General features: G+C 61.2%; 8 protein-coding genes. 3 read left to right on the top strand and 5 right to left on the bottom strand.

The features are described from left to right. Positions 1-281 precede the first annotated feature (281 nt). The 3 genes from nhaA to DW233_RS04570 form a co-directional block, all read right to left on the bottom strand. Positions 282-1640, bottom strand: coding sequence for a Na+/H+ antiporter NhaA (gene nhaA / locus DW233_RS04580; RefSeq protein WP_118266946.1), 1359 nt, complete (start codon positions 1638-1640; stop codon positions 282-284). Positions 1641-1907: 267 nt separating this feature from the next. Next, complete coding sequence (locus tag DW233_RS04575; protein WP_118266944.1) at positions 1908-2831, bottom strand: manganese-dependent inorganic pyrophosphatase; 924 nt, start codon at positions 2829-2831, stop codon at positions 1908-1910. Between the two features lie 166 nt (positions 2832-2997). Then, positions 2998-3951 (bottom strand): ROK family protein, encoded by a 954-nt coding sequence (locus DW233_RS04570; RefSeq protein ID WP_233547939.1) that lies wholly within the window; start codon positions 3949-3951, stop codon positions 2998-3000. Positions 3952-4291: 340 nt separating this feature from the next. Between DW233_RS04570 and DW233_RS04565 the strand changes: the two genes are divergently transcribed. Both DW233_RS04565 and manA read left to right on the top strand, forming a co-directional pair. After that, positions 4292-5011 (top strand): GntR family transcriptional regulator, encoded by a 720-nt coding sequence (locus tag DW233_RS04565; protein WP_117757642.1) that lies wholly within the window; start codon positions 4292-4294, stop codon positions 5009-5011. 75 nt (positions 5012-5086) lie between these two features. Beyond that, positions 5087-6019 (top strand): mannose-6-phosphate isomerase, class I, encoded by a 933-nt coding sequence (gene manA / locus DW233_RS04560; RefSeq protein WP_370448034.1) that lies wholly within the window; start codon positions 5087-5089, stop codon positions 6017-6019. 539 nt (positions 6020-6558) lie between these two features. On the opposite strand, the gene DW233_RS04555 is transcribed toward manA, so the two are convergent. Further along, positions 6559-9459: an ATP-dependent helicase gene (locus DW233_RS04555; protein ID WP_118266938.1), complete on the bottom strand. Its 2901-nt coding sequence runs from the start codon at positions 9457-9459 to the stop codon at positions 6559-6561. A 333-nt stretch (positions 9460-9792) separates the two neighbouring features. After that, a complete protein-coding gene (locus DW233_RS04550) occupies positions 9793-10773 on the bottom strand; it encodes an undecaprenyl-diphosphate phosphatase (protein WP_089572431.1) in 981 nt (326 codons plus the stop codon). 249 nt (positions 10774-11022) lie between these two features. On the opposite strand from DW233_RS04550, the gene DW233_RS04545 reads away from it, so the two are divergent. Continuing rightward, complete coding sequence (locus DW233_RS04545; protein ID WP_117583590.1) at positions 11023-11460, top strand: universal stress protein; 438 nt, start codon at positions 11023-11025, stop codon at positions 11458-11460. Positions 11461-11582: the final 122 nt, after the last annotated feature.

Raw genomic sequence — 11582 nt, 5'->3', positions numbered from 1 at the left:
AGCGACGGACCTCGGGACGCTCTTACACCACGTCTGCGCGCGCCACCTGAAACTTCCTAATCACCGTCAGCTAGCGCCAAATTGGAAGTCGATGGTCACTCATTAACGTACAGTTCTTATAACTTTGTTCATTATTTTCCGCACCTAAAATGATACGCCGTTTGTGACAGTACTCACAAACGGCGTTTTTTGACCACTGGCGTGTCTGGCAGGCGGCAAGCACCGCCCGAATCCGCATTTTGAACGCGCCCGAATCGGTTCTGGAGCCGGTTTTCGCGCTCTTACTCGTCTTTGGGCGAGGGATGCTTGCAGACCACGCTCATGTAGATCATGCCGAGCACGGCTGCGGTGACCGAACCGGCGAGAATAGCGGCCTTGGCTGCAAGAACCTCAAACTGGGCCGTCGGGAAGGCGAGGCCGCTGATGAGGATCGACATGGTAAAGCCGATACCGCCCAAAATGCCCACACCGGCGATCATGTGCCAGTTGACATTATGCGGCAACTCGGAAATCTTGAGTTTAACCAGGGCAAACGTCATGCCAAAGATACCGATCGGCTTGCCCAGCAGCATGCCAAAGTACACGCCGAGCGTCACCGGGTCGGTGAGCAGCGTGCTCATGTCCACGCCCACCAGGCGAACCTGCGCGTTCACGAACGCAAAGATCGGCAGGATCACGAAGTTGACCGGCGTGGAGATCAGACGCTCCATGCGGATGAGCGGCGGGGTTACGCGGTGCATGACGCGCTCGACCTTGGTGGTCGAGACGGTAAAGTCATGCTGGCCCAGGATGTGCGCCTCGTCGTCGTAGCGATCATCGAGCAGCGGCAGGCACTCGCCCAGCCAATCGGTGAGGCTATCGAGCTTGACACCGCACTTGGCCGGGATGGTAAAGGCCAAGATGACGCCAGCAAGCGTAGCGTGCACGCCGCTCTTGAACATGCAAAACCACAACAGCAGACCCAGTACCGAATACGGGGCAAGGCGGTAGTGCTGCGTCTTGTTGAGCCACACGAGCGCGCAGGTCACAAGCGCGGCGGCGCCCAACCAAAACGGATTGGGGCTCTGACCGTAGAAGATGGCGATGGCGGCGATGGAGATGAGGTCGTCGGCGATAGCGAGCGTCGAGAAGAACACGCGCACGCCGTTGGGCACGCGATTGCCCAAAAGCGACAGCACGCCCAGCGCAAAGGCAATATCGGTTGCCATGGGGATGGCCCAACCGTTGCGGGCGCCGGCATGGTTAAAGATCAGGTAGATGCAGGCGGGAACGACAACGCCGCCCACGGCCGCCAGCATGGGAAGCATGGCCTGACGCGGATTCTTGAGCTCGCCGACCGTCATCTCGTACTTAAGCTCAATGCCCACCAACAAAAAGAAAATCGCCATGAGGAAGTCGTTGACGAAAAGCTCAACGGTGAGACCGGCCGTAAGGTTTCCCAGACCCACATACAGCGGGGTCTCCAAAAAGTGATGGACGGCCTCGTAGGCATCGGTATTGGCGCAAATGACGGCGGCGATGGCGGCGAAGACCATGACGGCGGCGGAAATCGTGCCGTTCTCGGCGATGCGCTCCCAGATGTCGTGACGTTCAAAGCGCTTGCGCTCACGAACGTTGAACAGCTGCTCAGTTGCTGCCATGGGCGGCTCCTTTCACGGGAAAGCTCCCGTCTTAAAAAAGCACGGCCCGCCCAAGTGGCGGCGCCGCGCTCTAACGTATTACGCTTGCATCTAGCCTACCCTGCACGACAAGCACGCAGGCGTGGCCGAAAAGCGGAACCACAGGTTGAACATTATTTGTTCAACGGCACGGGCATACCTGTCCAAGAGACGACGCGGCGCCGTGCACAAAAAACGACCGGAGCGCGGGGCGTCCGCGGTCCGGTCGTGGCGTTTGGTCAACTAAACCTAGCAGGCGGCCATGATGGGGGCAGCGACCTGCTTCTTACGGGAGAGGACGCCCGGCATCCAGACGCCGTCGTGCTCGTCGGCAATGCCCAGGCCCTTCTGAGCGGCCTCGGTCTCGCCCTCGAGCAGGACCTGCGAGCCCTCCTCCATGATGTCAGTGATGCACAGGACGATGCCGTCGGCACCTTTCTCGGCGGCGTAGGCGCGCATGGCCTTGCGAATCTCGTCGATCATGCCGAGTGCGCGGGTCTTGTCGACAGTCTCGTACTGGCCGATGAGCAGCTTCTTGCCGGCGGGCTCGAACATCTTGATGTCGTTGCCGACCATCTCGGCTGCGGTGAAGGAGCCGGACGGGCGGGTGAGGAAGACTTCCATGCCAAACTTGACCGGGTCGACGCCCACCTGCTCGCCGAGCTTGGCGGCGACGGCGCGGTCGACATCGGTGGTGGTGGGGCTCTTGAGCATGAGCGTGTCGGTCATCATGGCCGAGAGCAGCAGCTTAGCCTGGACGTCGGAAAGCTCAACGCCGAGCACGCCGGCGAGCTTGGTGACGATGGTGCAGCTGGAGCCCCAGGGCAGGCAGATGTAGTGCAGCGGGCCGGCGGTCTCGAAGTCGCCGATGCGGTGATGATCGACAACGCCAAAGACCGTGGCGTCCTTAAGGCCGGCGACAGACTGGGCGGACTCGTTGTGGTCGGTGAGGACGACGAGCTGGCCGGCCTCGACGGACTCGATCACGCGGGGCTCGGCAATGCCGGCGTCGGCAAGCAGCTTGGCGGACTCGGCCGGAAGCTGACCAAGGGCGCAGGCCTCGTAGGTGTTGCCGGCATACTCAACCTGGTTGAGCAGCTGGGACAGGACGACGGCGCTCATGATGGCGTCGTTATCGGGGTTCTGGTGACCAAAGACAAGAACGTTTGCCATGGATATCCTCCACTTGATATGTGTACTTGGACGTAGCTATGGTAGCACGCTGACGCCGAACCCTTGGGCACGGAAGGGCCGCGGCACAATTTGGAGCAGGCGTTGGAGCAAAGTCTATCCCTTTCGCACCATGTTGGTGCAAAGTAACCTGGCCTCCTTGCACTAGCTATTTGCCGGCGGCGCGCAGGGCTACGTAGGCGGCACCGATGATGCCGGCGTCGTTGCCGAGCGAGGCGACCTTAATGGGCGTCTCGCGCGAGGCAGAAAGCGCGTACTGCTTAAAGTGCTCGCGGGCCTTGTCGAGGTAGACATCGGCCGAGGCGGATGCGCCGCCGCCGATCAGGAACATCTCGGGGTCGACCACGTTGGCGATAAGCGCCAGAGCGCGACCGAGATAATCGGCCATGGTATCGACCGCGGCCAGCGCGAGCTTGTCACCCTCGCGGCAGGCCTGGAACACGTCCTTGGAATCGGAGGGGCCGGTGAGCTCGATGGGCTCGACGCCCGCCTTCTCGCACTCGGCAAGGTAGTTGCTCACCACGCCGGTGGCGCTGGAATACTGTTCCAGGTGGCCATGGCCGCCGCAGCCGCAGGTGCGCTCCTCGGCAGGATTCAGGCACATGTGGCCGATCTCGCCGCCGGCGCCCACGACGCCCGACACCACATCGCCGTTGACGATAACGCCGCCGCCCACGCCGGTACCGATGGTGACCATCACGACGTTCTGCACGCCCTTGGCAGAGCCGAGCCAGGCCTCGCCCAAGGCAGCGGCGTTGGCATCGTTTTCGTACTTAACGACCGCGTCGGGGCAGTGCTCCTGAATGGCGATCCTCAGCTCGGGCAGGTTAATGGCAATGTTGGCCTTAACCTTGGCGTCGCCCGAAGCCGGGATGGGACACGGAACGGCCAGGCCAATGCCCGCCACAAAGGCGCGCGGAATCTGCGCCTTGGCGACCACCTGGTCAATAGCCTCGGTCACCGCGGCAAAGCCCGCAGCGTCAACGATGGGAGGCGTGGGCACGCTGGCCTTGGCAAGCAGGTTGCCGTCCTCGTCGAACAGGCCCTCCTTAACCGAAGTGCCGCCAACGTCGATGCCGATGTAGTACTGCTTAGGTTCCATGGGAGCCCACCTTTCTCGTTTAAACATTGCCTGTATGGTACCGCTCCCCAGGCAAAAACCTGTCAAAAAGGGACAGGTTTGTTTTGGCAGGTTTTATCTGGGAAAACGCAAGGCATGAGATTTGGTTCGCTGGGCGGCAAAACGGCCCAACCCCATCTTCGAGCCGATCAATTTGCTCAATACCACATTATTCGAATGCATATTCATTTAGAGCGCTCTAGTTGATATAGAAGAGCGTTTTTTGATTATATCTTTCTCGAACTTTTCAAAAACGCAATAGGGATGCTTAGGCGTGGACTATACTTTCGTTTGTACTCAATCAAGCCGGAAAGGAGGTTCCATGATTCCCAAATACGAGGCAATAGCTGCAGATATCCGTCGAAGCATCGAGGACGGCGCTCTAAAGCCGGGCGACAAGCTGCCCACCGTCGTTGAGTTCTGCGAGCTCTATAGCGTTTCCAAAATCACCGTCAAACGAGCTATTGAGCAGATTACCGATGAAGGTCTTGTTACCAGCCGGCGCGGATCGGGCACCTACGTTAAGGACACGGCGGGGCTTCCCGGCCAGGCGTTTTTCCAGGGCAAGAACAATCGCTCCCAGGGCTTTTCGTATGAGCACCGCGGGGAGAAGGTGACCTCGGTGGTCTACGATTTCTCGATTGTCAATCCGCCAGCAGACGTCGCTGCCCAGCTGGGAATTGCCGAGGACGACTTTGCCTATCACATCGTGCGCGTGCGCCAGGTCGACGAGAAGCCCATCGTTATCGAGTACACCTACATGCCCCTCGAGCTGATTCCGGGCCTTAAAAAGAAAGACCTGTATGGATCGGTCTACAGCTTCATCCGCAAGCAATGCGGGCTGAAGATTTCGAGCTTCCACCGCACCATTCGCGCCGTAGCGGCAACCGAGGAAGAGGCTGAGCGCCTGGACACCAAACCCGGCTCTCCCCTGCTCGAGCTCAACCAGATTGGCTTTTTGGATAGCGGCACCGCCTTTGAGCATTCGATCTCGCGCAACGTTGGTGACCGCTTTGAGCTGCACAACGTAACGTTGGCATAGGTTTTTGTAGTCATGCGGGCGCTCGTTACGGCTCGTTTAGAGTGGGCGGCCGCGCAACACCATGGGGGTATGAACATGTCCGATTTGATTAAACTGACGCCGATCTTTCACGAGAAGATCTGGGGCGGCCGCCAGCTCGAAACCGTATTTGGTTATGACATTCCCGAGGGTCCCATCGGTGAGTGCTGGGCCATCTCGGCACACCCCAACGGCGACTGCCAGATCGCTGAGGGCCCGTACGCCGGTCACACGCTGTCATGGCTGTGGGCCGAGCACCGCGAGCTCTTTGGCAACTGCGAGGGCAAGGAGTTCCCGCTGCTCATTAAGATTCTAGACGCCAAGGACGACCTTTCGATCCAGATCCATCCCAATGACGAGTACGCCGCCGAGCACGAGAACGGCAGCCTGGGCAAAACCGAGTGCTGGTATGTACTGGACTGCGAGCCCGGCGCCACGATCATCGTCGGACAGCGCGCGCACGACCGCGCCGAGGCCGCGCGTATGATCGAGGACGGCCGCTGGGACGACATGCTCAACGTGCTGCCGATTCACAAGGGCGACTTTTTCCAGATTGATTCCGGTACCGTCCACGCCATCAAGACCGGCACGCTCATTTTGGAGACGCAGCAGTCGAGCGACGTGACGTATCGCCTGTACGACTACGACCGTCCCGGCACCGACGGCAAACTGCGTCCCCTGCACATTGAGCAGAGTCTCGACTGCATCGACTTTGATTCTCAGGCCCCGACCGACGGCACCGTGACCGCGCCCGAAGTCGACGGCGTGACCGAACTCGAGTCCAACCCCTGCTACACCGTCGATCGCGTGCGCGTCAACGGCAGCAAGACCCTCGACCAGCACTGGCCCTTCATGTGTCTGTCGGTCATCGACGGCGAAGGCACCGTCTGCGGCGACCCCGTCCACAAGGGCAGCCACCTGCTGGCTCCGAGCACCGTCAGCGACATTGACCTCGAAGGCAAGATGGAACTGATCGTCTCGCATCTGTAAGCTATCGATCCCCGAGCGCTCGCCGGGATGGGGCGCGGGGTTTGATCGCCTGTTCGGACAGTCCTGCTCGCACGGAGAGCACATTAAGTGCTCTCCGGCTCGTGCGGAACTCACGATCGACCAAACCCCGCGCCCCATCCCGGCGAGTCTCTGGCTAGTAACGACAATCAAAAAGCAACAAGGGGCTCCCCCGTTCATCAACGGAGGAGCCCCTACTCGTATCTATATATCAGCCCACCCTGCTCTCCAGACCAAAAAGCGAACGAGCAAAGCGACGTTCGTCCAGCAACGTTACCCAAGGACCTGGGCGGGCGTATAGGGCAACATCGATCGCGAGTTCCGCACGCAAAGGAGGCCACTTAATGTGGCCTCCTTCTTGCGCAGGACTGCCCGAGCAGGCGACCAAAGCCCCCGGCGCGCCCGCCTAGCCGGATGTACGGGTTTTCCAGGTGCGGCAGATCGGCCTGAAAGAGGAGGGCATAGACCTTGAGGTCATGCCCGACGATTGAAGGCCGAGGTGCCGTGCCTGGGAAAGCCGCCTAGGTCAGTTTCACTATAGGCGCAAAGCCCTTCATAAGCTTTTTGGTCTGGCCGGTCTTTTCGAATTGAACCTCGATCATGTCTCCGGCGACCGAGATCACGGTACCGGTGCCAAAGGTCTTGTGGCTCACGGTATCGCCCGCGGCAAAGTCCTGCGACGCGCTGGCGCGATCGACCTTGCGCTCCACCGTCGACGACACCTTGGACGACGGCTTTTTAGCTCGCGGCGCGCCCGAACCAAAGGTCGAGGCAACACGGCCCGCGTCGGGCGAAACCCCGCGATGGCGCTCGGTGCCATAGGTGCTGCCACCAAAGAAATCGTCGAAGCTCGATCCGCCGCGCGAACCGGAACCGCCGGTCGAGCGCGTATGCGAACCGAACACCTTGCCGCCATACATATCCGAGCCCATGCCCGAGCCAAAGGTGCCGTGACGGTCGCCGCGCTTCTCCCAGCCCGTGCCCTCAAAACCGGCAGAACCGATACCGCTAAACTCGATATCCTCAAACGGAATCTCGTTGAGGAAGCGAGAGCGCGGGTTGGCAGAGGTCGAGCCGTAGGTGCGACGCGTGGCCGCATAGGTCAGGAACAGGCGCTTACGGGCACGCGTGATGGCAACGTAGGCCAGGCGACGCTCCTCCTCGAGCTTGCCCGGGTCATCGCTGCCGCCAAAGTCGTGCACGTGCGGGAAGATACCCTCCTCCATGCCGGCCACGAACACCGCCGGGAACTCCAGGCCCTTGGCGGAGTGGATGGTCATCATGGTAATGGCATGCGTCTCGCCGGCCAGGGAATCCAAGTCGGAGCGCAGGGCCAGCCACTCCATGAGTGCCGGCAGTGCCTTACAGGTGAGCGGACCGTAGGTGCGCTCGATCTCGTCGGCATGCACGACGCCCGCCGGTAGCTCTGTTGGCACGGCATACGCGTTGCCCGCGATGGCGGCGGCCAGGGCATCCTGCGGCGAGAGCGCCGGGGCGGCTAGGCTATCGAGCGGATTGGAGCCCGCGGCGTCACGAGCGCCGACAAGTGCCTCAAACGAGGATGCCGGAGCGGACGGCCCCGGCTCGGACGCGGGCGCACTCACCACGGCGGACTCGGACTCGGCGACGGACGGCACGTCGGCAACACCGGCCGCGCGCAGCTCTTCTAGACTCTCGAGCGCACCCTCGATATCCTCGTGCGTCTCCTCAAATTCGGCGGCGACGCCCAGGAATTCCTGGATGTTCTCGGCGCGGCTCTCGGACTCCATGGTGCCCTCGGCGCGAAACGCCTGCAGCAGGCCCGTCTTATCGACAATCATCTCGACGACGTCCTTGAGCTCGCCGTCCATGCGGCGGCCCTCGCGCACCAGCGCCACAAAACTCGACAGGCCGTTGCGCACCTTGGCACTAAACATGCCCGTCTCGGCTGTTGCGATCTCGCAGGCTTGGAAGAACGAGCAACGGTTGTCGCGCGCCAGCTGCTCAATCTTTTGGATCGAGGTGGAGCCGATGCCGCGACGCGGCGTGTTGATGACGCGCTTGACGCTCATCTCGTCGGCCGGGTTCACGATCATCTTGAGGTAGGCCATGACATCGCGGATCTCGGCGCGGTCGAAGAATCGCGTGCCGCCCACGATCTTGTAGGGCACGCCCGCGCGCAGGAACATATCTTCGAGAATACGCGACTGGGCGTTGGTGCGATAGAACACGGCGATGTCGTCGTAGCTCGTGCCCTTGGAGTGCAGCTTCTCGATCTCACCGGCAATCCAGCGGCCCTCGTCGCGCTCGTCGCTCGCCTGGAAGGCCTGAATCTTCTCGCCATCGCCTTCGGCCGTAAACAGGCGCTTGTCCTTGCGCTGCGAGTTGTGGCGCACCACGGCGTTGGCGGCGCTCAGGATATGACCCGTGGAGCGGTAGTTCTGCTCCAGCTTGACGGTCTTGCAGTTTTTAAAGTCCTTCTCAAAGTCCAGGATATTGGTGATGTCGGCGCCACGCCAGCTATAAATGGACTGGTCGTCGTCGCCCACGACCATAAGGTTTTGGTACTTGGCGGCCAACAGGTTGGCGATCTCGTATTGGACGTGGTTGGTGTCCTGATACTCGTCGACGCTAATGTAGCGGAAGCGCTCCTGGTACTTATCGAGCACCTCGGGGCGGGTGCGCAGCAGCTCGAGAGCGCGCACGAGCAGGTCGTCAAAGTCCATCGCGTTGGCGGCGCGCAGGCGGCGCTCCAGCTCCAGGTAGACCTGCGCGGCCTTTTTGTCGTTGGGGCTATCGGCGCTCTTGAGCATGTCCTCGGGCCCAATCATGGCGTTTTTGGCCGAGCTGATCTTGCTGCGGATCATGTTGATGGGGAACTGCTTTTGCTCAATGCCGAGCGCCTGCATAATGTCACGCACCATGCGCTTTGAGTCATCGTCGTCATAGATGGTGAACTGACCGGTGTAGCCCAGCAGGTCGGCGTCCTCGCGCAGCATGCGCACGCACATGGCGTGGAAGGTGCACACCCACATGCCGCGGGTGCCACTGGGGATGAGTGCTGCCAGACGCTCGCGCATCTCGGCCGCGGCCTTGTTGGTAAACGTGATGGCCAGGACCTGCCAGGGCCTAACGCCCAGGTCGCCAAGCATATGTGCGATGCGGAAGGTCAGGACGCGGGTCTTGCCCGAGCCGGCGCCGGCAAGGACCAGCAGCGGGCCCTCGGTGGTCAGGACCGCCTCGCGCTGGGCGGGGTTCAGGCTATCGATATCGACGAACGGCTTGGCGGGCTTGGGCGCCGGAGCCGGGGCGTCGTAGATGTCGAGCGGAACGAGCTCGGGTTCCGGCGCGGCGGGGACGGTGTATGCATCGAGCGGCACGGGCTCCGGCGCGGGCGGCACGGGTACCGCAGCGTTCTTTTCCCAGGGCAAGGGCTGGGTCATGGGCGACTCCTCATCTGACAGACGGCGCGCCTGCGGGCAGCGCCATAGTTTGAGCCGTACCAGTATACCGAGCCGCGCGGACACCGACGCAAATCACACCACGACTCCGTGCGCCACCGTCAGGCCCACCCCAGCGAATTTGGTGCAAAGGTGTCAGGTTACTTTGAACCAATCTATTGACAATCACGAAACCGCCGATGTCATGGCAGCAGCAGCGAGCAGCGGCCAGGGCGAACAAATTGGCATGAAAAGGGGGCGGCATAGACCTTTTGGTCATGCCACCCCCTTTGAATGACAAGTTGTCGCCCTGGCCGCCGCGCAGCGTCGACTAAGTTAGAGGCCGAGCATCGGCTCCAGAACGAAGAAGTACGCGAGCACTACGATGCCCAGGATGATGCGGTAGACGCCGAAGCACTTGAAGTCGTGACGGCGGACGAAGCCCATGAGCCACTTGATGGCGATGAGCGAAACCACAAAGGCCACAACGCAGCCCACGCCCAAGATGGCGATCTCGTTGGTGCCGAACGTGCCGCCCTTGATGAAGTACTTGACCAGCTTGAGCGCACTCGCGCCAAACATAACAGGAATAGCCAGGAAGAACGTGAACTTAGACGCCACCGAGCGCGTGCAGCCCAAAAGCAGGCCGCCGATGATGGTAGAACCGGAGCGAGACGTACCAGGCACCAGCGAAAGCACCTGGAAGCAGCCGATACCCAGCGCAGTCTTCCAGCTGAGGTCCTCGAGCGTGGCGATGGAACCAAAGTCCAGATTCTCGTCATCGTCCTCATCCTCAGCGGTAGCCGTGGGGGGCGCCGCAAAGTGCGCACCGGCGGGACGTCCACCCGACACCACAGCACGCGAACCAAACGAACCGGCAACGGCCATTTCCTCGCGCTTGCTCGCGCGCCAGTTCTCGATCACGATAAACAGCACGCCGTACACAATGAGCGCCAGCGCCACGACGGGAGCGTTGTAGAAATGCTCCTCCATCCAGTCGTTGAGCGGCAGGCCGATCGCCGCCGCAGGAATGCAACCGAGCACAATCTTGCCCCACAGCACCCAGGTGTCGCGACGGCCCTCCTTGCCCTTGCTGGGCGAGAACGGGTTGAGCTCGTGGAAAAACAGCACGCAGACGGCCAGAATGGCGCCGAGCTGAATCACGACCAGGAACATATTCCAGAACGTCTCGCTCACGTTCATCTTGACGAACTCGTCCACCAAGATCATGTGGCCCGTCGACGAAACGGGCAGCCATTCGGTGATGCCCTCGACCAGGCCCATGAAGGCAGATTTTAGAAGCTCGATAATATCCAAAGGGACCCCCTCGTTAGACACCCGCCGGTAGATGTTCTGCGGACGATGCGGGCGATGTCCCATTATCAACCGTTGGCGGTGCGACCGCGCCTACCCTTACCAAAAAACTCGCCCGTTCACAGAATTGCGAGCAGTTAAACCGAAATCCTTGGGTATAACTGCAACAAGATAAAGTGTCCGGCGGTCAACGCACCCGCGCCCGCCCGACGCACGAGCCCCGCGCCCGTGCGATAGACCAAGGAGGAAACCATGAACGAGGGTTACACCAAGGTATTTGTTTCACTCGACGGTACTGAGCAGCAGGATTTTGTGCTCGCACGCGCCATCAAGGTCGCCGCGAACAACGGCGCCAAGCTGATTATCGGCCACGTTATCGATTCCACGGCGCTCGAGAGCGCCGGCTCCTATCCGGTCGATTTGGTCAACGGTCTGGAGGAGGCCTTTAAGAACTCCATCGAAAAGCAGCTCGAAGAGGCCAAGGCCAATCCCGATATTCCCGAGGTCGAGGTCATGATACGCGCCGGTCGTATTCGCGAGACGCTCAAAGACGAGATGCTCGACGTGGTCAAGCCCGACCTGGTGCTCTGCGGCGCTCGCGGCCTGTCCTCGATCAAGTATGCGCTTCTGGGTTCGATTTCGACGTTCCTGCTGCGCAATACCGACTGCGACATTTTGGTCGTAAAGTAGCGTTGCTCCCACCGGCCGCGGGGCCTGAGGGGTTTCCACGGGCACGTCCTCGCCGCGTTGCGGCTGCGGGATGTGCCCTTAGGAAACCCCTCCCGGCCTCGCGGCCTTCGCAGCCTTACTTC

This window comes from Collinsella sp. AM20-15AC (genome assembly GCF_003471405.1).
Classification (GTDB): domain Bacteria; phylum Actinomycetota; class Coriobacteriia; order Coriobacteriales; family Coriobacteriaceae; genus Collinsella.
The sequence above is the reverse complement of the archived record's forward strand: the minus strand, read 5'-3'. Positions and strand labels throughout refer to the sequence as shown.

What these genes read in the sequence shown, in the direction of transcription:
- nhaA (WP_118266946.1), bottom strand. Translation starts at nt 1,640, where the DNA reads ATGGCAGCAACTGAGCAGCTGTTCAACGTTCGTGAGCGCAAGCGCTTT.
- DW233_RS04575 (WP_118266944.1), bottom strand. Translation starts at nt 2,831, where the DNA reads ATGGCAAACGTTCTTGTCTTTGGTCACCAGAACCCCGATAACGACGCC.
- DW233_RS04570 (WP_233547939.1), bottom strand. Translation starts at nt 3,951, where the DNA reads ATGGAACCTAAGCAGTACTACATCGGCATCGACGTTGGCGGCACTTCG.
- DW233_RS04565 (WP_117757642.1), top strand. Translation starts at nt 4,292, where the DNA reads ATGATTCCCAAATACGAGGCAATAGCTGCAGATATCCGTCGAAGCATC.
- manA (WP_370448034.1), top strand. Translation starts at nt 5,087, where the DNA reads ATGTCCGATTTGATTAAACTGACGCCGATCTTTCACGAGAAGATCTGG.
- DW233_RS04555 (WP_118266938.1), bottom strand. Translation starts at nt 9,459, where the DNA reads ATGACCCAGCCCTTGCCCTGGGAAAAGAACGCTGCGGTACCCGTGCCG.
- DW233_RS04545 (WP_117583590.1), top strand. Translation starts at nt 11,023, where the DNA reads ATGAACGAGGGTTACACCAAGGTATTTGTTTCACTCGACGGTACTGAG.